The following is a 24,010-nucleotide window of genomic DNA, read 5'->3' on the forward strand; positions in this document are numbered from 1 at the left end:
TACTAAATACCTATCCTTTACAGGGAGGTAATATTAATCTTTACGCTGCTCTCGCGGATAATTAACCGGGAGACGATTTCATGCATTTCAATACTGTCTGGCTGCTGTTGATGCTTCACCATCTGGAACGCGAGGTGGGCAATCTCATTGACCGGCTGCGCCACGCTGGTGATTTTTTTTGTTTGCGCCAGCAGGGTATTATCAAAACTGGCAATAGCAATATCTTCTGGAACGGAGATACCTTTTTCTTTAAGTCCATCGATAATATAGTTAGCGGCAATATCGTTATACACCAACAGGCATGAACAGGTACGCTCAGGCTCGCTGAGCTTCTCGATAATGACATCAAGAATTTGAATATGCCCGGAAACTCTCTCGCCTTCACCTTTGGCTATCCAGAACAAATTATCTTTGGCGAGCGCTAAGCCGTGGCTCGCTATTTTTTTGCTATACGATGATACCTTGCGATTATCAACACCTTCCTGGGCAACAAAGCCAAATGAAAGATGACCCGTGTGGATAAAATGTTCCGCAATACTTTCCGCCCCGCGATCCTGATTAATCGAAACGGAATTAAAGAACCGGGACACCTGGGTAACAACGGCGACCGGGATTCGGGTAATGGCTAACCATTCGGAAAGGTCGGCCTCCGCTTCCGTCGGTACCCATAACAAACTGTCAATGCCCATCCCCACCAGCGTATGAATAATATGTTTATCCTGCTGCGGCTGATTCTGATGCGTTTTAACGATCACCGATTTTCCAATATACCGGGCCTCTTCCTCCACTGTCGCTAATAGTTCACAGAAGTGAGGATTTACCAGGTTAGGCAACACCACGCCAATTAGCCCTGAACATTTACCGCTAAGCTGAAACGAACTCTTACTGGGGACGTAGCAGAGATAATCCATCGCATCGCGTACCGCCTGCCGGGTTTCCGGCACCACGCTGGGATGATTGTTAAGGACTCGTGATACGGTCGCCGTCGAGACCCCCGCTCTTTTCGCTACGTCTTTGATCGATGCCATGATGATTGAGTACGCCCCCTAACACTGGTGCTCACTATAAATTGTGATCGCGATCGAAAATGTAAGCCAGTTCACATGTTGCTTTGTTACATGGAATCACGTTTAGCCTTCGCATTTTTATTATTCCTTCCATGGCTTAAAGACGGGCCTATACAAAAGCATAAATCAGCGAAAAAGGATAATATATTATGTCAAAAAAATATTGCTGGCGATCGTGTGGGGTTTCACTAAAAGATACATAACGCATGAAGGTCCCTCATCCTTTTTTCGTGTAAACAACAGAATGTCAGATTGCTCCTTCACTCAGGATGAAGCATGAGAAATACTGGCTTAATTATTTATAGCGGCCATCATTCATTAAAATAATGTTCAATTAAAGAGAATACACTCTGCGTATAACTACAATTATTAGAAGAAATACTTAAAACGCACCCGCGCGCCGTAGCGATTGTCATCACCCTGGCTCAGCTTCTCGTTGCTGGCATCCATATAAGCGGTGTTCAGATTCATCACGACCCCGTTATCCGGGTCGCTCTTCAGGCCGTTCCAGGTCATAGTCAGGCCATCACCGGCGCGGTCGTATAGATTTAGCCATGACCGTCGCTATATAGGTCGTTGGCGGTATTGCCGGAGTGCTCGACGAAGGTATCCTGATTCAGTGGGAACATATCTTACGCCTCAAAACACCCTACTTTCACCTGCCAGTCGTTCTCCTGACTAAAGAAGAAAACCGCGTTGTCGAGGTTCATCGAACCGGTTATGTCCGCTAGCGGCTGGACAGAGAACCCGGCTAAATAGCTGTTGTCCGTTTTATGGATACCGTCAAAACCGAGCAGAATACGGCCGTTTAAATCCCACTTATCGTAGGTGGGATCGCTGCCGACGTCGGCATTGGTCATGGCCAGCAGGCCACGTTTGCTTTCCGCATCCATATTGAATTCCACGTCACCGTAGATTTTCAGATCGCCATAGCCGGATAATTTCAGCTCAGGGACTGAAATATTCTTTTTACTCTCAGCAACCGGAGCCACGCTTTTAACCAGCGATGCTGGTTTGCGCCGTCTGCATAGCGGCATTCTGCTTCGCCTGTAAATCCCGCACCTGACCTTCGGCCAACGCCGCCCGGCGTTCAGCGGCGGCAAGCCGCGCTTCAAGCAGCTCCATACGTTGTTCCAGCATCAGGTGATTATTTTTCGCTACCGCTGAACCAGTTATTAAACATAAACCTATGGCTATCGATAATGCTGTTTTATTCATTTTTATTATTCGGAGGTAAAAGAGGGCCAGGTGAGTCATAAACTCACCCGTATATTTTTTATATCACGCACATTTTCTGTTTTATTTTGGATATTCATCCCGCGAACAGCTGATATTTATTTTTATCCTCATCGGTAATTTCTCTTAATACCCGACAGGGGACCCCAACGGCCACCACGTTCGCCGGTATGGAACGGTTCACCACGCTGCCGGCTCCAATGACCGAGTTTTTACCAATTGTGACGCCAGGGTTGATAATCACCCCGGTACCAAGCCATACGCCATCCTCGATGATAACCGGCTGAGAGAACTGCTGCTGGGTGTGGCGCAGATCCGGATGAACCGGATGGCCCGCGGTGGAAATGGTCACATTGGGCGCAAACATCACGTTATTGCCGATGATAATGTCGGCATCATCAACCAGCGTCAGGTTAAAGTTCGCGTAAAAATTATCGCCAATGGTGGTGTGGGTGCCGTAGGCTACGTGAATCGGCGGTTCTATCCAGCACTGCTCGCCCACGGCGGCGAACAGCCGCTGAATAATGTCGTTTCTTAATTCCTGATTAAAGGGGTGCGAGTGGTTGTATTCATAAGCTCGCGCCTTGCCCATCAGCCGCTGTTCCGGTAAACCATATCCTGAATCAAGATAGAGTTCGCCGCTGTTCATTCTTGCTTTCATATCCATAGTGCAAATTTTCCTCATCTCGCCAGCACATCCCAGTGCATTATCGACCTGATTTCTAAACCGTCATCGCGTTATCGCGCATCTTTTCCGACGCGGCTTTGCCCGATAAGGTAAAGGCGGATATCAAGGTGACGGTCAGGGCAATGCCGCCAAGGATCATATAAGTATCCTGGAAGCCGATACGGTCATACATATTTCCGGCAAAAGCGGAGAGAAAAATCGCCGCCACCTGTTTGGAAAACTGGAAGCCGACCAGGTAAATCGTCGCCGACAGGCGAACGTCAAACACGCCGGTAATATATTTAAACGCGCCTACCAGCAAGAACGGGACCTCCAGCGCATGGAGCATTTTCAGCGCCACCACTTCAGCGGCCGTCGTGGCGAACGATGAACCGATCATCCTCGCCGCCATCACCATCCCGGCAATCAGCAGCGTATTCTTCGCCCCGATGCGGTTAATAATCCACGGCGAACTGAACATAATAATCGCGTTGCATATTTCCCCGGCAGTGGTCGCAAAACCAAAGGCGCGGGTGCCCGATTCCGGCGTGGCGAAGAAAGATTTGAAGAAGGTGGCAAACTGCTGGTCAAAGACGTCATATACGCAGGCGACGCCGATAACGTAGAGAATGAACATCCACATTTTGCGCTGACGGAACATGCGCACGGCGGTTTTTAAATCGACCGACGAACGGTTAGCGCCCAGCGAATCCATCACCTGCGCGGTCTGGCTGGCCTGCGGTTTCGCGATAGCCACCAGTACGACCAGCACTAGCGCGGCGGCCGACCCCATCCAGAACACCCACTCGGGATTAACGCTGAACAGCATCCCCGCCGTGGTGGCGCACAGCGCCCAGCCGAGGCAGCCAAAAGTCCGCGCCTTGCCGTATTCAAACCCGCTGTTGCGGCTCACGCGCTCAATATAGGCTTCCATCGCCCCGGCGCCGGCGGAGAAAACAAAACCGATATAGGCCCCGCCGCTCAGCGCCCCGAGCCAGATATTGCTTTTCAGCAGCGGCGCAAAGACATAGAGGAAAAAGGGGGCGATCAGCACCAGCAGCACCGTCACGATCCACATAAGATGCTTTTTCAGCCCCAGCTTATCGGAGATAACGCCCAGTATCGGCTGAAAGCAGATAGCGAACAGCGACAGGCTGGAGAAAACAATACCGGTCTCGGTTTTATTCAGGCCGATGACGTCCGATAGCCAGATTGGCAAAAACGGAAAGCAGGTGGCCATAATGAAAAAGTAGAGAAAGAAGAACAGCCCGAAAATCCAGAAATTGGGGTTGTTTTTATGGGTACAGGCGGTCGGGTTCATTGTGTACTCCTCAAAAAGGGCCGACGCGCGGCCCGTTACCATCACACGCGTTGCAGGCCAATCAAAATGGCGCTTTCCGGGTCGAGGATTGGCAGCGCCAGCCCCGCCAGTTGTAACCACTCGCCGCTGACGGTCTGCGGCGTCGTCATCCATTCCGGCAGCTTACGCATCGTATGGCCGCCCTCTCCCGTAATCTGGATATCAGGATGGTCGAGCAGCGTCACCCGATAGCGGGCTCCCGCTTCCAGCCCCGCCACGCGCAGCGGCGCCATCAGGGTGTAGTCCGGCATCGCCAGTTGACTGACGAGGAAGATTGCCCGGCTCCGATCTTCACTCACTACACCGTGCGCGAGGGTTGTGGTGTCCGGCATATCGATACGCCACTGCACGCCATGATGAATGACATCGCGCCACTGCTTATGCAGCGCCGCGTATTTACGGTAGCCCGCGCGCTCCTGCTCATCGGCGGTCACCGGATCCAGCTCAAGCCCCATATGGCCAAACAGCGCCGTCAGGCCGCGAAACGCAATGCTGTGCTGGCGGAAGGTGGCGTGGCAGTGGCGGTTGCCGATGTGCGCGCCCATCACTTCCGGCGGGAAGAAGTAGCTCATACCGCGCTGGATGGTGTTGCGCTCGAGGGCATCATTATTGTCGGAAGCCCAGAAGCGATGGCTGCGCTTCAGCACTTCATAATCGATACGCCCTCCGCCGGAGGAGCAGGATTCAAATTCAATATGCGGGAAGCGGGCCACCAGCGTATCCAGCAGGCGATAGAACTGGCGAGTTTGCGCATCGGCGGCGGCTTTACCATTATGGGCAGGCTGCACCAGTTCACGGTTCATATCCCACTTCACATAGTCCACGGCGTGCTCGCCCAGCAGCCAGCTCATTCGTTCCAGCAGATAATCAAAGGCTTCCGGGATATTCAGGTTCAGGACAAACTGATGACGTCCGGGGATCGGCGTATAGCCCGGCAGCGCCAGCAACCAGTCAGGATGTGCGCGGTATAAATCGGAGTTCGGATTGATCATCTCTGGCTCAACCCAGATGCCGAACTCCATCCCCAGCGACTTCACATGGTCGATAACCGGGGTCAAACCGTCAGGATATTTTTCCTCATCAAGATACCAGTCGCCGAGCGCCGCCCAGTCGTCATTGCGCCCTTTAAACCAGCCATCATCAATAATAAAGCGCTCCACGCCCAGCCCCGCCGCCTCATCCGCCATGCGCATGATGTACTGCGGGTCGTGGTCGAAATAGATCCCTTCCCAGGTGTTGAGATGCACCGGGCGCGGTTTGTTGTCCGGGAAGCGAATAATCTGTTCGCGCAAATAGCGGTGGAACTGCTGGCTCATGCCGTTCAGCCCTTGTGCTGAATAGCTGGCGTAGAGGTTCGGCGTCCACAGCGTTTCCCCTTCCGCCAGCGCCATTTCGCCCGCCAGATAGAGCGCTTCCGCCTGCAGGTAGCGCCGTCCGTCGGTTTTCACTTCCGCCCGCAGGCGGTGGTTACCGCTCCAGCCCAGATGCACGCCCCACACTTCGCCCTGCATCTCGCTAAAGGCGCGGCTGCCGGTAATCAGCGCCGGGAAATGTTCGTGAGAGGTGCGTCCGCGGCGGTTTTCCAGCACGAAGCTGTCGTGTTCAAGGATCAAACGATGAGGCTGGAATTCGCGGATCCAGCGGCCATGAAAAGCCATCACTTCGCGGGCGCGTTCGGCGACCGGCAGCGTGACTGCCAGACGTTCCACCTGCCACGGCTGCGGGCGCAGGTTGGTTAAGCCATGGCGCACGCTCAGCACGCCGCTGCTATCAAGCTGGATTTCACTGCATAACCGCAGGCCAGCCTGCGCGTCTTCGCTGAAAAGAGTAACCTTCCGCCCGTCCTGCACCACCTCGGTGGTGGTGAAAATAGGCGAGGCATCAAGCCCCTGGCGGTGACCCTCAATGCCCGGCGCGCCAAATAGACCGTGCCCCAATTCAGCCATCAAGGTCACCGGTGAATCCACGTCGAGGCGGCCGTTGGCCACCGGACGGGCGATACTGGCGGCATCCTGAGGCGAAAAGTGGCTTAAATGCGGTCCCCAGTAGATAATTTCGGCGAACGGATGGGTTTTGATCACCACGTCGGCCGCTGCGCTTTGCAGGTGTAAAATCGAATCAGACATTAGACATCTCCACAACAAGGAATGTCTTACTGTTGATCCGAAACGTTTCGGGTGCCAACCAAAACGTTTCGGATCCGTGATCGAGTTCAGGAAATTAATCTGAGGTGCGGGAAATCAGGCGGTTTCGCCGGGGATGAATTCAGGCTGCCAAAGTACCTGGAGCGAGGCCAGATCGTCGCCGGCGATTAAGCGGCGGACCATGCTGGCTATCTGGCGGCCAACGCCCTGACGAGTGGACTGAACCACCGCGCCCACCGGGGTCTCGATGATGCTGTCCTGCGGTAGGCCATCGTAAACCACCAGTGAGACGCGATCGGAACCGGTAAGACGTCCAAGCTGCGACAGGGCCATCGCTGCGCCGTCGCCGTGAGTGTTGCAATCGGTGACAATCGCCGTTGGCGGTTCGGGCAAGCGCAGCAGTTCCATGGTTGCCTGAAACCCGCCGCGGCGGGTGGGCGGCACGCTGCGCAGCCAGGTTTCAGTAAGGCCCGCCTCGCGCAGCGCCTGTAGATAACCGTTGCGGCGCTGGGTAATAAACGCCTGATTGTTATTTTCGCTCAGCAGCGCGATGCGCCGGTGCCCCTGGCTAATCAGGTGGCGGGTGGCGCGATACGTTCCCGCCTGGTTATCGAAATCAAACCAGGCGTAGGGCTGCGGCAGGCGGCTGCGGCCCAGCGCCAGAAAAGGAAAGCCGGCGGAGAGGAGTTGAATCAGACGCGGGTCGTCATCCAGCGTATGCGCGACGATAAGCGCATCGACGCGACGGCTCTGCACCATACGCATATAGCCGTGCTTATCGGCCTGTTCATCATCGGCAATCAGCAATAAATCAATCTCGTAGCGCGCCAGTTCGTGGCTGATTTCGCCCACCATTTCAAGAAAGACGTTGTTATTCAGCGGCGCGGGGCGCACGGGGAAAACGAGGCCGACGGCGTCGATTTTGCCCATCTTCAGGCGACGCGCGAAAGTGTTGGGTCGATATCCGCGGCGCTGGGCTTCCGCTTCCACGCGGGCGCGCGTCTCCTGCGACACGTCGTCATAGCCGTTTAACGCGCGGCTGACGGTTGTTACCGAGATCCCAAGTTCTTTAGCAATGGCTTTCAGCGACATATGTATGCCTGTCTTCGCGGAAGAATGCGGTTAGTGTCCCGCAATACGGGCATGGCGTCCAGCAACAGCAGGCAGCCGCCGAGAATAAAGACATTGGTGAACTGACCGGTAGCATCAAGGATAATCCCGGTGATCACCGGCGCCAGCGCTGCTCCCAGAAAACCGCCAAAGTTCTGGATAGCACCGAGAGAAGCGACCTGCTCTTCCCCCCAGCCCCAGACTGCTACCCAGCACCATCAGCGACTCACCGCCTCGCGGGAAGCGTCCAACCTTAGCCACAATGTCAACGTTGCACGAGCCAAATACACCTACCCTTCCCTGCATAACTTTTCCTTTTTGTCGCTCATCGCCTGGTGATTTACGGTGATTAAGAGGTTGCAGCAGCACCTCGAAACTATCGCCGGTTTCAGAAATAAGTTCCGCCTGCAAACTACGGCGCGAAATAATTGCTCCGCCATAACAGCGCTGCACCAAACCCATCGCTGCAAGAGTATTTAAATCACTGCGAATCGTTTCTTTTGTAACATTAAAATGAGCAGAAAAATAATTAACACAACCACGCTCATGTTTATCTAAATATCGTAAAATAGACATCCTACGTTCTTCAAGAAACATAATTACCCCCAATATCACCGTTGCAGTATACAAACCACCTAAGGGTGGAAGAGTGACATCAATCCCATGTTTCCAGACGAAACAGAAGCAAACAAAAATGAAGAAAAAGAATAAACGGAAAAGCGATATTCCCGGTTCTATAAGGAGTAAAATAATATATGTATCATTAATATATATAACGGTATAACATTCTGCGTATTACGAATAAATGCGCAGAATGTTATTAAGTCTAGTTTTGCTCGGCAATCAGCAGCGCCTGGGTGTCCGGCTCCAGCGCCTGGAAAACGTGCTGCCGATCGGCGGGATAGCAGATGTAATCGCCTTCCCCCAGTTCTTCCGGCGCTTCCGTCAGGCCGACCCGCGCGCGCCCCTGGGTGACAATAATATGCTCCACCGAACCCGGCGGATGGGGGTGGGAAATGCGGTCTGCGCCCGGCTGGGTCAGCAGAAGATAGATATCGCGCCGAGCGCCCGGCGGGCAGGCGGCCAGCAAAATCGCCTGATAGTTTGCCTGCTCGGCGACCACCTTCGTCCCCTCGCCGCGGCGGATCACCTGCGTGGTGTTGGCCTGCGGCTCCAGCAGCCGGGCAAAGGGAATATCAAGGGCCACGCACAGCGCCCAGAGGGTTTCCAGGCTCGGGTTGCCGTTGCCGGACTCCAACTGCGATAACGTTGATTTGGCAATTCCCGCCCGCCGCGCAACTTCAGCAAGGGAAAGGCCAGTGCGCGCGCGTTCACGTACCAGGCTTTTGGCAATCAGGCTAATTGGCTGAGTCATCCAGCCCTCCGTGTTTTTTATAACGAACGTTTCGTTCGTCTTGAAATGCGATTCGGTTGCGTTCATTATAATGGAAAATCGTTCGATATGGCTAAAGAGTATGAAACAGCACTTCGCCAGTCTTAAAGGCGACACCCTCAGAGCAATTGTTTTAGTCTGCCTCGCGGTAGGTATCGTCGGGATGTCCTACGGCTCGCTGGCCGTCGCCTATGGTTTCCCGATTTGGGTCCCCTTTGTGCTTTCGGTTTGCGTCCTGGCGGGGGCTTCAGAGTTTATGTTTATCGGCATTGTCGCCAGCGGCGGCAACCCGCTGGCTGCGGCGGCGGCCGGGCTGCTGGTCAACGCACGGCATATTCCCTTCGGCGTGACGGTTCGCGACCTGGTCGGCCAGCGCGCCGCCAGCTTCCTCGGCTGCCATATTATGAACGATGAAAGCGTAGTGTTTGGTCTGTCGCAGAAAACCCCCGAGCAGCGGCGGGCCGCCTACTGGCTGTGCGGTCTGGGCGTGGCTCTGATCTGGCCGTTGGGGGCGCTCCTGGGCGCGGGGGTCGGCAAACTGCTCCCGGCCCCGGAAACCATTGGCCTCGATGCGGTATTCCCGGCGATTCTGCTGGCGCTGGTTGTGCCAGCCTTTAAAAACCGCACCACGCTGATCCGCGCCTGCAGCGGAGCGGCCCTGTCGCTGGCCGCCGTGCCTTTCGCACCGGTTGGCCTGCCGGTTTTGCTGTCGCTGTTTGGCCTGCTGACGAGGAAAAAATAATGGGCAATATGACGCTATTTATCGCCGGTATTGCGATTCTATCGCTGGGCACCTACTTAATGCGTTTAGGCGGAGCGAAGCTCGGCAGCCGGCTGGAGTTTTCCGAGCGCTCCCAGGCCCTGCTCTCCGATGCGGCAACGGTGCTGCTCTTTTCCGTAGCGCTGGCGACCACCTTTTACGAGGGCGAACATTTTGCCGGGATGGCGCGGGTACTGGGCGTTGGCCTGGCCGTGTTCCTCGCCTGGCGCAAGATGCCGCTGATCGTGGTGATTATCGCCGCCGCCGTGGCGACGGCGCTGCTGCGGATGGCGGGTATCGCCTGACCCGGCCTACGAAACCCGAAATATCAAATAACTACGCAATTCCTGTAGGCCGCGAAAACGAAGCGCCGCCGGGCAGCTGCAGTTAAGGACCTACTGCATTTGTACTTCGAGCCAACGGATAACCGGCGCCATATCCAGCGGTTTTTGCTGATCGACGGTAAACACCGGCCCCAGCCGCATGGGTTCCGCCCGCTGCGCCAGCTGGGCCAGCTCAGGGAGATACTCTTCGCCCGGGTGCCCCGGCCTGCGATCCTGCAACCGGCTGGCATAACGCGACACCGCAAGCTCGGGCGAGATGCGGTTCCAGATCTCCAGAACCTTTTCAACGCCTGCTAGCTGCAGCTGCCGCTGCAACGTTTCGCGCGGCTGAAAACCAAACCAGGCGTCAATTAACCAGATACAGCCTGCCGGAGCGTGGCCGACGATCGACCAGATGACTTCATAAGCGGCGCAGCCCAGCTGCCGGTTGAAAGATCTGTCGATTTCGCTAAAGCACGCCATAAACGGCTCTTTAATACCGTCGATAGTCAGCTGCGGCAGATTGAAGGTTGCCGATAGCTGCCTGGTGACGGTGCTTTTGCCCGAGGCGGGAATGCCGTTAATTAAAATCACCGTTTTGCAGCCGGGTGTGAGATGTCTGTTCATAACAACGCGACGACCTCCTCTCTGCTGCTGGCGGCGCGCAGCTTCGCCATGGTCTCGTTATTATCGAGCAGGGCGATAATCGCCCGAATGCCCTCCTCAATATGGGCATTGCTGTCCCGCGCGCCGAACATAATGACAATATCCGCCTTCTCGCTATTGGCAAAATGAATCGGCTTATCTAACACGACCAGGCTAAAACAGTTGCGCCTGACGCCGCATTCCGGCCTGGCGTGGGGGATGGCGACGCCTTCATCGAAAACGTAATAGGCGCCGTGGTTCAGGGTATTATCGATTACCGCCTGACCGTAATCCGCCGAGATATACCCTTTCGCGACCAGCGGGCTGGCCGCCAGATGGATCACTTTCTGCCAGTCGGACTCGGTGACGCCGACCTGAATCGCATCGGCCTCAATAAGCAGTTCTTTTATCGTCATTATCACTTCCTATATATTACGGCGAATAATGTTACGTAACTCATCAATGCGTATAAAAAGCGCATCGATTTCCTCGCGATGCGTATGACTTTTGGCATAGACCGACAACGCCCGGTTATACATCAGCATTAAGGCTTTCTGTATTTCACCATTAGCCGGGTTGCCCTGTAGTTCCGCTTCCAGTCTGGCTATTTCCCCCGCCAGCTGACGGGACTGTTCGTCATAATCCTGCGGGGGTTGATTCTCTTTTTTCCACAACGTTTTCAAAGATTCAAACATAGCGAGCTCCTCCCTGACGGACAGCAGGGCAACAAAATAAGGTTTAAAATAAGCTTTTATTTAAACAGAGCGATTTTTTCCATTAATACATTGGTGACCGCGTTATTCGCCGGAATTAAAAATTTGCGTACGCTGTCGTTCACTTTGCCTTTTTCAAAGGTGGTTTTACAGCGATCGACCCACTGGACGTTCATTTCAGTGCCGACATTCACTTTGTTAATGCCTTCAGTGACGGCCTGGCGCATATCTTCATCGCTGACGCCGGTACCGCCGTGCAGCACTAACGGCACGCCGGTCGCGGCGCTAATCTCTTTTAGCCGCTGATGCTGGATTTGCGCCTTGCCGGTATACAGGCCGTGCACCGTGCCCACGGAGACCGCCAGCATATCCACCCGGGTCTCCTCCACAAAGCGTTTGGCGTCCTCCACCGTGGTGAAGCAGATATCCTCCGCGGCCACGGCTTTGCCGTCTTCCGATCCGCCGATCGCCCCCAGCTCGCCTTCTACCGTGATATTCCGCGGGCGCGCCATCTCCACCACGATGCGGGTGTTGCCGATATTCTCCTCCAGATCCAGATGGGAGCCGTCGTACATCACTGATGTAAATCCGGCATCCATGGCCGTTTCAATGGCGCTAATATCAGAGCAGTGATCCAGGTGCAGGCAGGTCGGCACGTCTTCACTTTCCGCTAATGAACGAACCGCATCCACCAGTAAACGATAGCCGAGATATTCCGCAGTCCCGGTAGAGATTTGAATCATTAATGGGCTATCGCTTTGTTGCGCCGCTTTAAAAAAGGCGGGCAGCATTTCAATACAGTGCAAATTAAATGAGCCAATGGCTTTAAAATCTCTTTCCTGCGCAATTTTCAGAATAGCGTTGAAGTTATACAGACTCATGAACATTTTCCCCTTTCGGCTTAGCTGATTTACCGTTAACGAACCATGCCAGTGCGGCAACAAAAACAATGAACAGGGCGACAAATAGCCAGTTATTCTGGAAGGCGTGGCCTAATACCAGACCGGAACTAATGACGTCCGAATCGCTGAAGGTGACGCCGGTAAAACCGTAGCTTTCCAGCATCGGTACCAAAATGGCGGGCAGGAAGGTGATAAACAGGCCGTGGATCACGCCGCCAATCATCGCCCCGCGGCGGCCGCCCAGCGCGTTGCCGAAGACGCCCGCCGTCCCCCCGGCAAAGAAGTTGGTTAACAGGCCGGGCAGGATCATCGCCAGGCCAAACATGGGAAACACCAGCATGCCGATGATGGAACCGACGGTGGTCGCCAGGAAGCCGACGATCACCGCGTTAGGCGCATAGGGGAACAGCACTGGGCAATCCAGCGCAGGCTTAGCGTCCGGGACAATGCGCATCGCAATCCCGCGAAATGCCGGCACCAGCTCGTTGAGCAACAGACGCACGCCGCTGTAGAGAACGAATACCCCCGCCACAAACTGAATGGACTGCATAAAGGCGTACATCAGGTAGTTAATGCCGTTGGAGAACTGCGCGATATATTCCGGACCCGCCGCAACCGCGGGAATGAGGTACATCGGCACCATCACTACCGCCATCGCGAGATAGGTATCCTGAAGAAACTTAAAGTTATCCGGTAATTCAAGATCTTCCGTTGAGCGGGATCCTTTACCCACCACTTTAGCAACCGCCGCCTGCACCAGATAGCCGATAGTGCAGAAGTGCCCCAGCGCCACGTCATCGGAACCGGTGATGCGCCTGACCACCGGTTGCGCCAGGGCAGGCATCAGTACCGCCATCACGCCGCCGAAAATACCGCCGGTTAAAATCAGCGGAAGCCCGGTCAGCCCGGCTTTATAGCCAATCACCGCGCCGATAGTCGCCATCCACAGCAGCGCCTGGCCGGTCAGAAAAATATATTTAAGCGGCGTCAGGCGGGCGATAATGATATTGACGGCAAAAATCACCATCAGGGTCAACGCAACTTCGGAACCTAATTCACGGTTGGCTAATCCGGCAATAGCGGCGACATCGGTAATGTAGCCTTTCATGCCAAATCCCTGCGTGAAAATATCGTTAAGGAACGTTAGCGTGGCGACAATAATGTTGATCCCGGCCATCATAATTAAGAAACCGAGCAGCGTTTTAAACGTTCCTTCCGCCGTTTTACCCGCTGATTTTTTTTGCAAAATTAGGCCCAACATCGCAATAAATGCAATTAATATCGATGCCTGGCCGAGTAAATCTTTGACAATAAACTCTACAAAGCTATTCATAGTCCGCTACCTTCAGATTACGTTCTTTTAAGAATGCGACGATCTTTGCCTCAATTTCGTCTTTATCCGTCAGCTTATGCAGTACCACTACGCGTTTAATTTCCTCCTCACTGGCATCCGCCGTTAATATATCGGCAAAGGTTTTTTGCGTCAGAATCATATCTGATTTAAACGCCCCGGCTTCAGAAATAGTGGTATGTTCAATCTGTGCTGGAATCTCCAGCTTCTTTAAAACCGCCTTCGCCGTCATTTCAATGGCAAAGCTTGAACCGAGGCCGCAGCCACATACGCATAGAATTTTCAGCATGTAGGGTCTCCTCAAATTATATTGAGTTGTTTGGCAAGTTTATAATGATGTCCTTCAGTATCGACCAGACGTTTTTTCATACTAATTAAATCAATCGGAATAGGTTTGTTACTTGAATTAATTATAATGGCTTTATTTTTCATCCCTGACTGAATGCAACGAACCACTTCACTGGCCATAATCGTGCCCTGGTAAATCTCTTCGCAGGTCGGATCGCCATTGCGCAAACCGTAGCCAACGATAGTTTTACGAATACGCACGCCAATTTGCGGTTCGAGCTGCTTAATCATGGTATCAATGGCTCCCTGAAATCCGGGAGAGTATTCCCTGGTGTAGCCTTCAGAGCACAGGATCACCACGCTGTTCTGCTGTGTCAGCTTATGCTTCACCCGCTCGGCCAGCGTTTCCAACGGCAGCTGCGATTCCGGGATCAGGGCGACATCGGCGTTACTTTTTATCGCGGATTGCAACGTTAGCTCTCCACAATACCCGCCCAGAATTTCAACCATAAAGACGCGGCCCGGTAATGCTCTTCCGGTATTTCTTAAGCGGGAAACCTCTTTAATAATCTGCTCGCAGGCGGTGGAGAAACCAATCGTATAATCACTGCCGTATACATCATTATCGATAGTCATCCCGACGCCAAAGCAATTAATATCAAATTCACTCAGCGTATTGAGAAACTGCAGGCTACCGTCGCCGCCAGCCATAATCAGCACATCAATGCGCAGTGATTTAATTTTTTTGGCTATTGTTTCATATTCACTACGCAACAATCGACGGCTGGTGCGCCCGGAGGTAATGATCGGAATTGAGGCAATGGAGAAATCGACCAGATCCCGCCAGGCCACCTCCTGATGGTTTTTATCCAACAGCCCAGGAATTCCACCATTAAAAATAGTGATATCGGCATTCGCCAGTCTGGCGATCTGGAATATAAAATTATTAATTCCTGAAACATCGCCGCCGCTAATAACAATGCCAATTTTCATTGCCCATCTCCGCTGTTTTGCTTGCCCACATTTTTCCCTGAGTTCAAGGGCATTATTTGCAAGGGAGATCACAATATGCTGATAAATCTCTGCCAGCCTAATATTGACAGTGGTTTTATTTGCCTGACTTTTGTGATCAAAATCTCTTTTATAAAATGAGATCGCCTTAACAGTTCTCTTTTTATTTTCTTTTAGATCATCAGGTTACTTGAGGAGATAATTTCGCCGGCGGGCTGCCCCTTTTCACCTTTAAGCCCAGCGATAATGAAAAGGCGGAAATGTGATAAATAGCGCATTTTTTTGCGTCAGGAAGGTTCACGGCGCGTTTATCGCCCCGCTCAGGCAGTCCGGTTCTTCGGCCGCTTGCGCGCGGGGCGCCAGCTTCTACACCCCATCAAATCGGTGGCGATCTTCATCACAATCTAATCAAAACGTAGTTTCATTTTTATCTAATAGCGTAGAAAGTACTCAGTGTCTAATAAAAATAGTAGTGTCTAGTGTCTAAATAGAATCGACGCTATTTTCTACTCTACCCGGGACATTGAAAAATGGCGCTGTCGGCAAAAGAAAAGTTATTCCAGAAAATAGTTACTCATTATGCGCAGAAACCCGCGGGGTTCACGGCTCAGGACTGTGCGGACTTTATGCAGGTTAACCGCAGCGTTATCAGCCATTACCTTAACAGGCTGTGCGATGACGGCCATCTGAGTAAAGAAAATACCCGGCCGGTGCGCTTCTTTGTACAGACCAACGGTAAGGAAAGCGTTCAGGCATCACTCATAGTGTCGAAAAAGCACGACGCCTTTCAGCCGTTGATTGGCGCGCACGGCAGCCTGGCCGAAGCCGTCGCGCTGTGCCGCTCGGCGGTAGATTATCCCGGTGACGGTTTGCCTATCCTGCTCTCCGGGGAGAGCGGCGTCGGCAAAAGCCATCTGGCGACGCTGATTTATCAGTATGCCCTCGATCGCGGCGTTATCGCAGCAGACAAACCCTTCGTTGAGCTTAACTGCGCCGACTATGCCAATAACCCGGAGCTGCTTTCGGCGACCCTTTTCGGCTATATCCGGGGCGCTTTCACCGGAGCCGACCGCGAAAAACGCGGCGCTTTTGATGATGCCGATGGTGGGTTTCTATTTCTCGACGAAGTTCATCGCCTCTCGGCAGAGAACCAGGAAAAGTTATTTCTGTTTATGGACAAGGGGTATTTCTACCGCCTTGGCGATAACCGTACGCGCCATCCGGCGTCGCTGCGCTTTATCTTCGCCACTACGGAAAATATCGATACCGTCCTGCTCAACACCTTCCGTCGCCGTATTCCGGTGCGCGTTACGCTGCCAAACTATATTTCTCGCCCTCTTACCGAGCGCGTCGCGCAGGTCAGCCACTTTTTGCATCAAGAAGCGCGCAGCCTGCGTCGGGATATCCATCTCGATAATCAGCTGATGCATCAGCTGGTTACCTGCCCCGTGCGCGGCAATATCGGGGAGTTAAAAAACCAGATCAAAGTGATGTGCGCCAGCGCCTGGAGCGATAATCGCGAAGCCGAGGTTATTACGCTACGCGGCCCAGCGTCCGGCGGCGAAATAATCCGTATTGCCGCTAATGCGGATAATGGCGCGCTGAGCGCCAGCCAGCTTCTGCCAAAGGCGATGCGCGATGAGGTGATTTTTCGCGACTTTTGCCACAGCGGTAATGTTCTGCTGCTGAATCGCAAAATGGAACAGCTGCTGACCACCGTCAGCGGCGCGATTGCCGCCGAGGCACTGTACCGCGGCTATATCTGGCAGAACACCGTTCACGCTCTCGACGAACTGGAGAGTTTGACCGGTATCTCCTGTAGCCAGGAGATCCGCAAGGCTGTCTGGCTCTGCGTTAGCTATGCGCTACATGACGCTGAGGAGACGGTCAACGCAGGCGAACTGCAAACCATTTCCGACTATGTTTCCGCGAAGGCGCGGCTGCTGGCCGAGGAGTGTCTCGCTTTGCTGAGCAAACATGTCACCCAGCAGCCGCTGCCCCTGCTGCTGCCGCTGCTAAGCTGCGCTTTTCATACTCTCGCCGGCGAAGACGATCCGATTCAGGGGATTATCGTTTCCCACGGCCGCGCCACCGCGTCGAGCATTGCCGGTATCGCCAACCAGCTGACCGGGGGTTACTACTTTAAAGCCTTCGACATGGCGAACGCGACGTCGACCAGGGAGATTATCGACCTGCTGATCGCCCATGTTTCCCGTCTTAGGCAGGGGGCGGGGCTGATTATTCTGGTGGATATGGGGTCGCTAAAAGAGATTTACGAAGAGATTAAGCTCCATCTTCATGGTGAGCTGTTGGTTATCAACAACGTCAGCACGGCCATGGCGCTGGATATTGCGGCCAAAATCCAGGACAAGCTGCCGATGGAGGCGATTATTGAGAGCGCAAAAGGGGCGTATGAGGTGGAAACGCGCTACTACGCGGGCGTGTTGCCGGGCAATAAAATCATTATCTCCTGCATCTCCGGCGAAGGGATCTCCCGCAAGCTGAAAGATATCGTCCAGCGTTTCCTGGCCCAGGAGGAGATCGATATCATTACGATGGAGTATGACGATTTGAAATGGAAAATAGCCCACGCCGATCCGGCGCTTAATGGTACACGGCTGATCATTACGACTACCGATCTGGAAGCCGGGTATATTCCGCTACTTAGCGTAGAGCAGCTGATAAAAGAAAAGACACAGGTGTTAAAACGCGATTATTTCAACGGGTTGCTAATGGAAGGCGGTCTGGAGCCCATGATTGATGAAGTGGTCAAGCTGTTTACCGTCGAAGGCGTCGCCAGCCGCCTCAACTTCCTCAATCCGGTGGTGATTATTGATGAAGTCGAAGCGGTCATTAAGCAGTATGAAGCCTTCTATAAAATCCATTTTGAAAGCTATCTGCGCATCAATCTGTTTATGCATATCGCCCTGATGATCGAGCGGGTAATGGTCAACAACGGCGTGCGCCACCGGGAAGAGGCGGAGCTTACGCTGGCGCAGCAGACGTTTGTCGCCGTCCACGACACCTTTTTCCAGGCCCTGAACCGCAAATACAATATCACCCTGCCGCTTACCGAAGTGCTGATGATTTATGAAATCATGGAGCCGTGGATCGGCTTTAACCCCGACCATTAACCCCCGTTGCCAGCGTCGGCTGGCAAACCTGTCGACACTGAATAAATTGCCCATTCAACACTGCAAAAAGCGTCCAAAAAACCTTTTTTATCCTTTAAAAACATACAAATAAAAATCTGGCACGCTGATTGCTATTTCTTTTTCAGATACCTGAAAAGATGAAGGAATAAGCAATGCGAGAGATGTACATCGCAACCCATGGCCGCTACGCAGAAGGGATAGTGTCGGCATTAAATCTGCTGATTGGCGACGACCATGGCGTCACGCCCGTCTGCGCCTACTGCGGTGAAATTGAGTCAACGGCTGAACTGGCCATCCGCTTTGACGCTATCGCCCGGCAGGCGGCCGGTCGCGGCAATGAGCTGGTGCTCTTTACCGATATGCCCGGCGGGAGCGTCAACAATACCGCCGTACAGATGATGGTCAAATATCCCCACGCGCACGTCATCAGCGGCGCCAGCCTGATTATGTTGATGGAGTTTTGCATGTCGGGACACACCGATACCGCCCTGCGGCTCCAGGACGCATTTGCCGCCGCCAGCGGAGCAATGCAGTACATGAATCTGCTGCCGGAAATTATGGCGGCGCGCCAGGCGACACAGCATAAAACGCAGGACAATATTGATGATTTCTTTGCCGGGGAGGACACCCTGTGACTATCGCACTTGAAGCGCTTGATAGCCGCTACTTCTTACCGCAGCCGGGGCTGGATCGCGCCTGGCTTGACGGGGCCATCGGCGACGTTCTGACCCGGCTCGACGCCATTCTGCCGCGCTTTACGGCAACCTTTCCTGCGGCCAGCGCCAGCTATGGCCGCTACGAAAGGGTGGAAAGAGTCGACTGGACCGAGGGATTCTGGACCGGCATGCTGTGGCTCGCCTGGGAGGTTACCGGCGATGATAAATATCGGGCGGTGGCGGAAAGCCTGCTCGATAGCTTTGAAGAACGTCTCGATAAGCAGATTAAAGTGGATACCCACGACCTGGGCTTTCTCTATCTCCTCTCCTGCGTTAACGCCTGGAAGCTCACCGGCAACCTGCGCGCACGCGAACTCGCCCTGCGCGCGGCCGAGCTGCTCTATCGCCGCTTTAACGCCACGGCGGGCGTCATTCAGGCGTGGGGAGATTTAAATGACCCGGCGCGTCAGGGGCGAATGATCATCGACTGCAACCTCAATGTTCCGCTGCTTTTTTGGGCCGCCAACGAAACCGGTAACCAACGGTGGCGCGATGCGGCCTGCTGTCATCTGGCGCAGGCCGCACGCTATCTGGTGCGTGGAGACGCCTCTACTTTTCATACATTCTATATGGATGTTCATAATGGCAAGCCGCTACGCGGGGATACGCACCAGGGGTTCAGCGATAGCTCCTGCTGGTCGCGCGGTCAGGCATGGGGAATTTACGGTTTTGCGCTGGGATATGCCCACACCGGCGATGCCTGGCAGCCCGAGCTCTCTCGCCGCCTGACGCACTATTTTCTTAACCGCCTGCCGGAAGACTTTGTCTGCTATTGGGATCTGATTTTTACTGCCGAAAATAACCAGTATCGGGACACTTCCGCCGCGGCGATAGCCGTCTGCGGTCTGGCGGAACTGCTGAAGCTGTTACCGCTCACCGACCCGCTGCGCCCGGCCTACGGCAACGCCATCGAACTGATAATGCGCAATTTACGCGAGCGTTACTTTGCCCACGCGCAGGACGGCCTGCTGCGCGAAGGCGTGTATAACTTTGGCCGCAATATGGGCATTAACGAACCTAACCTCTGGGGCGATTACTTCTATTTCGAAGCCCTGGTTCGCCTTTCCCGCGTCTGGACACCCTACTTTTGCTAACTGGAGCTACACCATGATTTCTTTAGTACGTATTGATGATCGTTTAATCCACGGACAGGTTGCCGTGGTCTGGACCAAGCATCTGGGCGTGAACCGCATCCTGGTCGCCAATGACCAGATCGTGAATAACGAAGTGCAGAAAATGTCGCTGCGCATGGCGGCTCCCGATACTGCAAAGTGCGCCATCATGGCGGTAAAGGATGCAGGCGATGTGCTTAACGACCCGCGTTCGGAAGCCATGAAAATTATGGTGATCGTTAACAACGCCACCGACGCCCGTCGGCTGGTCGAGCAGGTGCCGGGAATTAAAACGCTAAACGTCGCTAACTTCGGGCGCATTACCGACAATCTGGCGGCAAAAAAGCGCATTAGCGATACCGTCTATGTGACGCCGGAAGATGTGGCGGATTTCCACGCCATCGCCAACCGCGGCGTTGCCGTTGAATACCAGGTCCTGCCTTCTCATCCGGTAAAAAACCTGATTGAGATGCTGGGCAACGCCGCCAGCTAAACGAGGTCGCTATGTTAACTTCCGCAATTCTTGTTGCTGTCATTATGTTTCTGGTGAAAACCGCCGACCATACTCTGGGGCAACCGCTGATCGAACGCCCGCTCATTTGCGGCGCGCTGGTGGGTCTGGTGCTGGGAGATTTGCAGCAGGGGATTATCATCGGCGCCACGCTGGAGCTGATTTTCCTTGGCACCATCACCATCGGCGGCTCGGTTCCTGCCGATCTGGCGGTGGGTTCAGTGCTGGCAACCGCTTTTACGATCCTGACCCACGCCGAACCGCCGGTGGCCGTTGCGCTGGCGCTGCCGATCAGCCTGCTGGCGGTGTTTGTTTATCAGGTGCTGAAGCTGGTCTATACCGCCCTGGTTGAAAAATACGATGCGCTACTGGAACAGGGACGTGACCGCGCGGCGCTGGGTCTGACACTCGGTATGACCTTTTTTTACGGCGTCCCCTTCGCCCTGATCGCCTTTTTTGGCGTGCTCTTTGGCACCGAGGTCATCCGCAGCCTGGTCGAGAGCATTCCGGGTACGGTCATGCGCGGCATGACGGCGGTTGGCGGCATTCTCCCGGCTCTCGGGTTCGCCATTCTGCTGAAGGCATTGTGGAACCGTAATATTGCCGCCTTCTTTTTTATCGGTTTTGCGATGGCGGCTTATTTGCAGCTGCCGATTATGGGGATCGCAATTATCGCGGCCTCGGTAGCGGTCTATCTGTGCTTTAACGAATTCAATCAACTTAAAGCGAATAAACAAACGGCAACGGCGGCTGCGCCCGCTTCAGTCGACGATAAGGATGGGTTCTTCAATGACTGATATCCAGACACCAGGCGTTAGCGCTTACGCCGATGATAAAAGCGAGAAAAAGCTTTTCCGTCAGCTTTTTATCCGCCAGTTTCCGCTGCTGGGGTCGATGAACTTCACCCGTATGGAGGGATTAAGCTACGGCTGGGCGCTGGCGCCGATGCTGAAGAAAATCTACTCCAACGACCCGCACCGTTATCTTGAATCGCTTAAGCGAAACAGCCAGTTCTTCAATACCAACCAGCATCTGGCGCCGTTTATTATGGGCCTGACGCTGTCTATGGAAAAAGAGAACGCCGCCAACCCGAACTTTGATACCTCGAGTATTAACGGCATCAAAGTGGCCTTAATGGGGCCATTTGCCGGGGTAGGCGATTCATTTTTCTATGGCGTGCTGCGTATTATCGCCACCGGGATCGCTATTGGCCTGGCGTCGCAGGGCAATCCGCTTGGACCGCTGCTGTTCCTGCTGATTTACAATATTCCCAGCTATCTGCTGCGCTATTACGGCGGCGTGATGGGCTACCGCTTAGGCTCGAAATATATCGCCGAAGCGACGCAGTCGGGACTGCTGAGCTGTATAACGAAAGCGTCGTCGATTATGGGATTGATGATGGTGGGGGCGATGAGCGCCAGCATGGTGAAGTTCACCACTACCTTTAAAACCACCATCGCCGGGCAGCCCTTTGTGCTGCAGGAGATCCTCGACAAAATTTGCGTTGGCTTAATTCCTCTGCTTTTAGTCCTGGGCTGCCTGAAACTACTGAATAAAAAGGTTAGCCCGAATAAGGTATTAATTATGCTGATTGTCTTTGGCTTTGCGGCCGCAGGCGTTGGGATTATTTAATGCTTCACCCGGCTCCCTTTAATGAAAGGGAGCCATTTTTTCCGGAGTCTCTATGACCTGGCACGCCGCTCTATTCTCTGGTCACCCGGAGAAGTTTCATCAGGTTTATCAGCCGCTCTTTGTTGCCGACATATCGTCACGCATCAGCCTTTACCCTGAATTAATTACGCCAGACAATATCGACGCCCATCTTGCACACTTAAAAAACATCGAGGTTATATTTTCCACATGGGGAATGTTCACCCTGACTGAAACACAGCTTGATAAGCTCCCTAACTTAAAGGTTATCTTTTATGCGGCCGGAGCGACTGAGTATTTTTCCACGCCGTTACTCGCACGCGGGATAAAAGTGGTCAGCGCCTGGCAGGCAAACGCCATTCCCGTCGCGGAGTTTTGCCTCGCACAGATCCTGCTGGGCTGTAAAGGCTATTTCCGTAATCAGCGAGAATATACTGGCCCAGAATTTTTTTCAGCATTGGCAAATAATCATACGGCGCCGGGAAACTATCAGGAGCGCGTAGCACTCATCGGTGCTGGTGCAATATCGCAGACCCTACAGCGATTATTGCAGCCATTTTATCTTGAAGTCCTGATGATTCCATCACGGCCTGAAAAGCGGGTTTGCTCCCTTGAGCAGGCCTTTTCCAGCGCAATGGTCATCAGCAACCACCTTCCCAATCGGGAAGATAATATTGGCGTACTTAACGGTGATCTCTTCTCCCTTATGCGCCCTGGCGCCGTATTTATCAATACCGGCCGCGGACTTCAGGTTAACGAACAGGAGCTGATTAGCGTTTTGCAGCAACGGCCTGACCTGACGGCTTTGCTGGACGTCACCAAACCGGAACCGCCGCAAGCAGGTTCTCTCCTCTATTCGCTACCGAATGTGCAATTAACCAGCCATATTGCCGGAGCATTAAATAATGAAACTCGCCGTCTGGTTCAGTGTGTACTGGATGAATTTCAACGCTGGCTACAGCATCAGCCACTCCGGTACGCTATTACAAAACCGTTATGATAAGTACCTAGTTTACTATATTAGATCCTCGACGCAAATACACAAACAGAGTCAGTGTCGAATAGCGGTTAAACACATTAAACTCAACACCATGTATTTTAAGAACTTTATTTTATGGCACAGCAATTGCTATTTAATAAATGTCTTTTATTGTTTCATCGAAATAACGAAATTCTATAAATCCTACAGGAATAAAAATGAAAACATTAAACACGCTTTTAATCGGCATACCGCTATCTTGCTTTACGCTAAATACGTTTGCCGCGGCAACCTGGGTTGATAATCGCTACGCACATACTACAGCTTCGGAGAAAAATCAGTATAAAATTGGCCTTGGTCATATATTTGATAATGGCGCAGGCGTGCTGGCCTCAGCAATGTACGACCTCGGACAAGATTTTAATCAAATGAAAAGCTCGTTCCAGGAGTTTGAAGGCTGGTATCCGATCCCGCTTAATGAAAAATGGACGCTGACGCCGGGCGGATTAACCGATATTGATAATAAAGGAACAAAACTGGCTCCTTATATCAGTCTCGATTATAAAATCAGTAAAACCTTAAGTTTTAGCAGCCGCTATCGCTATAACCATATGACCCATAAAGACCGAGATTACAACGGCTATATGGATTATAACGACAGCCATCAGTTTGACCTGTACCTTAACTACCAGGCGACCGAGAAACTGTGGCTCCAGCTGAACCCGGAGTTCTTCGTCAACACAAACGACTTCAATGCCTCAAATGGGCAGAAAACCCACTGGGAGCCAAGTATTGTGGCGCGCTACCGGGTCGATAAACACTGGCTCCCCTATGCGGAAGTCGCCTGGCTCGATCAGGATCAGAATCACGACGATCAGGTGCGATTCCGCCTCGGCATTCGCTATTACTTCGATTAA

At 53.2% G+C, this 24,010-nt stretch carries 23 protein-coding genes and 3 pseudogenes; 10 read left to right on the top strand and 16 right to left on the bottom strand.

Features of this window, described 5'->3' with window-relative positions; all coding sequences use genetic code 11:
* Positions 1 to 17: 17 nt before the first annotated feature.
* From K7H21_RS27445 to K7H21_RS27480, 9 genes and pseudogenes are all read right to left on the bottom strand, one after another.
* Positions 18 to 1,028 carry a LacI family DNA-binding transcriptional regulator gene (locus K7H21_RS27445; protein ID WP_223035485.1) on the bottom strand — a complete coding sequence of 337 codons (1,011 nt, stop codon included), beginning with the start codon at positions 1,026 to 1,028 and terminating at the stop codon, positions 18 to 20.
* A gap of 471 nt (positions 1,029 to 1,499) precedes the next feature.
* Positions 1,500 to 2,285: pseudogene (locus K7H21_RS27450) on the bottom strand (carbohydrate porin); the annotation flags it as partial.
* A 94-nt stretch (positions 2,286 to 2,379) separates the two neighbouring features.
* On the bottom strand, positions 2,380 to 2,970 hold the full coding sequence (locus K7H21_RS27455) for a DapH/DapD/GlmU-related protein (protein ID WP_004127181.1): 591 nt from the start codon (positions 2,968 to 2,970) through the stop codon (positions 2,380 to 2,382).
* A 55-nt stretch (positions 2,971 to 3,025) separates the two neighbouring features.
* Positions 3,026 to 4,291 carry an MFS transporter gene (locus K7H21_RS27460; protein WP_139529967.1) on the bottom strand — a complete coding sequence of 422 codons (1,266 nt, stop codon included), beginning with the start codon at positions 4,289 to 4,291 and terminating at the stop codon, positions 3,026 to 3,028.
* 41 nt (positions 4,292 to 4,332) lie between these two features.
* Entirely contained in the window at positions 4,333 to 6,456 is a 2,124-nt protein-coding gene (locus K7H21_RS27465; protein WP_004127175.1) for an alpha-galactosidase, read from the bottom strand.
* 114 nt (positions 6,457 to 6,570) lie between these two features.
* On the bottom strand, positions 6,571 to 7,566 hold the full coding sequence (locus tag K7H21_RS27470) for a substrate-binding domain-containing protein (protein WP_004127172.1): 996 nt from the start codon (positions 7,564 to 7,566) through the stop codon (positions 6,571 to 6,573).
* Positions 7,557 to 7,772, bottom strand: a pseudogene (locus K7H21_RS29115) (hypothetical protein); the annotation flags it as partial. The pseudogene K7H21_RS29115 and the gene K7H21_RS27470, both read right to left, overlap by 10 nt.
* Positions 7,768 to 8,181 (bottom strand): annotated as a pseudogene (locus tag K7H21_RS27475) (DeoR family transcriptional regulator); the annotation flags it as partial. The pseudogenes K7H21_RS29115 and K7H21_RS27475, both read right to left, overlap by 5 nt.
* 229 nt (positions 8,182 to 8,410) lie before the next feature.
* Positions 8,411 to 8,959, bottom strand: coding sequence for a helix-turn-helix domain-containing protein (locus K7H21_RS27480; RefSeq protein ID WP_004127167.1), 549 nt, complete (start codon positions 8,957 to 8,959; stop codon positions 8,411 to 8,413).
* 100 nt (positions 8,960 to 9,059) lie between these two features.
* Here K7H21_RS27480 and K7H21_RS27485 point away from each other — a divergent pair, with 100 nt between their 5' ends.
* Positions 9,060 to 9,719 carry an AzlC family ABC transporter permease gene (locus K7H21_RS27485; protein ID WP_004127164.1) on the top strand — a complete coding sequence of 220 codons (660 nt, stop codon included), beginning with the start codon at positions 9,060 to 9,062 and terminating at the stop codon, positions 9,717 to 9,719.
* A complete protein-coding gene (locus tag K7H21_RS27490; protein WP_223035486.1) occupies positions 9,719 to 10,042 on the top strand; it encodes an AzlD domain-containing protein in 324 nt (107 codons plus the stop codon). Before K7H21_RS27485 ends, K7H21_RS27490 begins: the two co-directional genes overlap by 1 nt.
* Before the next feature lie 90 nt (positions 10,043 to 10,132).
* Here K7H21_RS27490 and K7H21_RS27495 read toward each other — a convergent pair whose 3' ends face one another.
* Genes K7H21_RS27495 through K7H21_RS27525 form a run of 7 tightly spaced genes read right to left on the bottom strand, consistent with a single transcriptional unit; the run spans position 10,133 to position 14,952 of the window.
* Complete coding sequence (locus tag K7H21_RS27495; protein WP_004127162.1) at positions 10,133 to 10,687, bottom strand: P-loop nucleotide/nucleoside kinase family protein; 555 nt, start codon at positions 10,685 to 10,687, stop codon at positions 10,133 to 10,135.
* Positions 10,684 to 11,121: a PTS sugar transporter subunit IIA gene (locus tag K7H21_RS27500; protein WP_004127161.1), complete on the bottom strand. Its 438-nt coding sequence runs from the start codon at positions 11,119 to 11,121 to the stop codon at positions 10,684 to 10,686. The genes K7H21_RS27495 and K7H21_RS27500 overlap by 4 nt, the downstream gene beginning before the upstream one ends.
* A 9-nt stretch (positions 11,122 to 11,130) precedes the next feature.
* Positions 11,131 to 11,400, bottom strand: a complete 270-nt coding sequence (locus tag K7H21_RS27505) for a hypothetical protein (RefSeq protein ID WP_004127160.1) — start codon at positions 11,398 to 11,400, stop codon at positions 11,131 to 11,133.
* A gap of 56 nt (positions 11,401 to 11,456) precedes the next feature.
* On the bottom strand, positions 11,457 to 12,299 hold the full coding sequence (locus tag K7H21_RS27510) for a class II fructose-bisphosphate aldolase (protein ID WP_032741988.1): 843 nt from the start codon (positions 12,297 to 12,299) through the stop codon (positions 11,457 to 11,459).
* Positions 12,286 to 13,653, bottom strand: a complete 1,368-nt coding sequence (locus tag K7H21_RS27515; RefSeq protein WP_004127157.1) for a PTS sugar transporter subunit IIC — start codon at positions 13,651 to 13,653, stop codon at positions 12,286 to 12,288. Before K7H21_RS27515 ends, K7H21_RS27510 begins: the two co-directional genes overlap by 14 nt.
* Positions 13,646 to 13,960, bottom strand: a complete 315-nt coding sequence (locus K7H21_RS27520) for a PTS sugar transporter subunit IIB (protein WP_004127154.1) — start codon at positions 13,958 to 13,960, stop codon at positions 13,646 to 13,648. Before K7H21_RS27520 ends, K7H21_RS27515 begins: the two co-directional genes overlap by 8 nt.
* A gap of 11 nt (positions 13,961 to 13,971) precedes the next feature.
* Positions 13,972 to 14,952: a 6-phosphofructokinase gene (locus K7H21_RS27525; protein ID WP_049113461.1), complete on the bottom strand. Its 981-nt coding sequence runs from the start codon at positions 14,950 to 14,952 to the stop codon at positions 13,972 to 13,974.
* Positions 14,953 to 15,500: 548 nt separating this feature from the next.
* Between K7H21_RS27525 and K7H21_RS27530 the strand changes: the two genes are divergently transcribed.
* The 8 genes from K7H21_RS27530 (at position 15,501) to K7H21_RS27565 (ending at position 24,010) form a co-directional block, all read left to right on the top strand.
* Complete coding sequence (locus K7H21_RS27530) at positions 15,501 to 18,104, top strand: sigma 54-interacting transcriptional regulator (RefSeq protein WP_195729362.1); 2,604 nt, start codon at positions 15,501 to 15,503, stop codon at positions 18,102 to 18,104.
* Positions 18,105 to 18,277: 173 nt separating this feature from the next.
* Positions 18,278 to 18,760 (top strand): PTS sugar transporter subunit IIA, encoded by a 483-nt coding sequence (locus K7H21_RS27535; RefSeq protein WP_004127145.1) that lies wholly within the window; start codon positions 18,278 to 18,280, stop codon positions 18,758 to 18,760.
* Positions 18,757 to 19,935, top strand: coding sequence for a glycoside hydrolase family 88 protein (locus K7H21_RS27540; protein WP_142481251.1), 1,179 nt, complete (start codon positions 18,757 to 18,759; stop codon positions 19,933 to 19,935). Before K7H21_RS27535 ends, K7H21_RS27540 begins: the two co-directional genes overlap by 4 nt.
* Before the next feature lie 13 nt (positions 19,936 to 19,948).
* Positions 19,949 to 20,446, top strand: coding sequence for a PTS sugar transporter subunit IIB (locus K7H21_RS27545; protein ID WP_004127139.1), 498 nt, complete (start codon positions 19,949 to 19,951; stop codon positions 20,444 to 20,446).
* Between the two features lie 11 nt (positions 20,447 to 20,457).
* The gene (locus K7H21_RS27550; RefSeq protein ID WP_004127136.1) at positions 20,458 to 21,261 is read left to right on the top strand and encodes a PTS mannose/fructose/sorbose/N-acetylgalactosamine transporter subunit IIC; all 804 of its coding nucleotides are present in this window, start codon (positions 20,458 to 20,460) and stop codon (positions 21,259 to 21,261) included.
* Positions 21,254 to 22,096 (top strand): PTS system mannose/fructose/sorbose family transporter subunit IID, encoded by an 843-nt coding sequence (locus K7H21_RS27555; protein WP_223035487.1) that lies wholly within the window; start codon positions 21,254 to 21,256, stop codon positions 22,094 to 22,096. The genes K7H21_RS27550 and K7H21_RS27555 overlap by 8 nt, the downstream gene beginning before the upstream one ends.
* A gap of 52 nt (positions 22,097 to 22,148) precedes the next feature.
* Positions 22,149 to 23,114, top strand: a complete 966-nt coding sequence (locus K7H21_RS27560; protein ID WP_004127131.1) for a hydroxyacid dehydrogenase — start codon at positions 22,149 to 22,151, stop codon at positions 23,112 to 23,114.
* A 197-nt stretch (positions 23,115 to 23,311) separates the two neighbouring features.
* On the top strand, positions 23,312 to 24,010 hold the full coding sequence (locus K7H21_RS27565; RefSeq protein WP_049114737.1) for an oligogalacturonate-specific porin KdgM family protein: 699 nt from the start codon (positions 23,312 to 23,314) through the stop codon (positions 24,008 to 24,010).

Origin of the sequence: Klebsiella sp. CTHL.F3a, assembly GCF_019890895.1 — a bacterium.
In the GTDB taxonomy this organism is placed as follows: Bacteria; Pseudomonadota; Gammaproteobacteria; order Enterobacterales; family Enterobacteriaceae; genus Klebsiella; species Klebsiella grimontii.

What these genes read in the sequence shown, in the direction of transcription:
- K7H21_RS27445 (WP_223035485.1), bottom strand. Translation starts at nt 1,028, where the DNA reads ATGGCATCGATCAAAGACGTAGCGAAAAGAGCGGGGGTCTCGACGGCG.
- K7H21_RS27455 (WP_004127181.1), bottom strand. Translation starts at nt 2,970, where the DNA reads ATGGATATGAAAGCAAGAATGAACAGCGGCGAACTCTATCTTGATTCA.
- K7H21_RS27460 (WP_139529967.1), bottom strand. Translation starts at nt 4,291, where the DNA reads ATGAACCCGACCGCCTGTACCCATAAAAACAACCCCAATTTCTGGATT.
- K7H21_RS27465 (WP_004127175.1), bottom strand. Translation starts at nt 6,456, where the DNA reads ATGTCTGATTCGATTTTACACCTGCAAAGCGCAGCGGCCGACGTGGTG.
- K7H21_RS27470 (WP_004127172.1), bottom strand. Translation starts at nt 7,566, where the DNA reads ATGTCGCTGAAAGCCATTGCTAAAGAACTTGGGATCTCGGTAACAACC.
- K7H21_RS27480 (WP_004127167.1), bottom strand. Translation starts at nt 8,959, where the DNA reads ATGACTCAGCCAATTAGCCTGATTGCCAAAAGCCTGGTACGTGAACGC.
- K7H21_RS27485 (WP_004127164.1), top strand. Translation starts at nt 9,060, where the DNA reads ATGAAACAGCACTTCGCCAGTCTTAAAGGCGACACCCTCAGAGCAATT.
- K7H21_RS27490 (WP_223035486.1), top strand. Translation starts at nt 9,719, where the DNA reads ATGGGCAATATGACGCTATTTATCGCCGGTATTGCGATTCTATCGCTG.
- K7H21_RS27495 (WP_004127162.1), bottom strand. Translation starts at nt 10,687, where the DNA reads ATGAACAGACATCTCACACCCGGCTGCAAAACGGTGATTTTAATTAAC.
- K7H21_RS27500 (WP_004127161.1), bottom strand. Translation starts at nt 11,121, where the DNA reads ATGACGATAAAAGAACTGCTTATTGAGGCCGATGCGATTCAGGTCGGC.
- K7H21_RS27505 (WP_004127160.1), bottom strand. Translation starts at nt 11,400, where the DNA reads ATGTTTGAATCTTTGAAAACGTTGTGGAAAAAAGAGAATCAACCCCCG.
- K7H21_RS27510 (WP_032741988.1), bottom strand. Translation starts at nt 12,299, where the DNA reads ATGAGTCTGTATAACTTCAACGCTATTCTGAAAATTGCGCAGGAAAGA.
- K7H21_RS27515 (WP_004127157.1), bottom strand. Translation starts at nt 13,653, where the DNA reads ATGAATAGCTTTGTAGAGTTTATTGTCAAAGATTTACTCGGCCAGGCA.
- K7H21_RS27520 (WP_004127154.1), bottom strand. Translation starts at nt 13,960, where the DNA reads ATGCTGAAAATTCTATGCGTATGTGGCTGCGGCCTCGGTTCAAGCTTT.
- K7H21_RS27525 (WP_049113461.1), bottom strand. Translation starts at nt 14,952, where the DNA reads ATGAAAATTGGCATTGTTATTAGCGGCGGCGATGTTTCAGGAATTAAT.
- K7H21_RS27530 (WP_195729362.1), top strand. Translation starts at nt 15,501, where the DNA reads ATGGCGCTGTCGGCAAAAGAAAAGTTATTCCAGAAAATAGTTACTCAT.
- K7H21_RS27535 (WP_004127145.1), top strand. Translation starts at nt 18,278, where the DNA reads ATGCGAGAGATGTACATCGCAACCCATGGCCGCTACGCAGAAGGGATA.
- K7H21_RS27545 (WP_004127139.1), top strand. Translation starts at nt 19,949, where the DNA reads ATGATTTCTTTAGTACGTATTGATGATCGTTTAATCCACGGACAGGTT.
- K7H21_RS27550 (WP_004127136.1), top strand. Translation starts at nt 20,458, where the DNA reads ATGTTAACTTCCGCAATTCTTGTTGCTGTCATTATGTTTCTGGTGAAA.
- K7H21_RS27555 (WP_223035487.1), top strand. Translation starts at nt 21,254, where the DNA reads ATGACTGATATCCAGACACCAGGCGTTAGCGCTTACGCCGATGATAAA.
- K7H21_RS27560 (WP_004127131.1), top strand. Translation starts at nt 22,149, where the DNA reads ATGACCTGGCACGCCGCTCTATTCTCTGGTCACCCGGAGAAGTTTCAT.
- K7H21_RS27565 (WP_049114737.1), top strand. Translation starts at nt 23,312, where the DNA reads ATGAAAACATTAAACACGCTTTTAATCGGCATACCGCTATCTTGCTTT.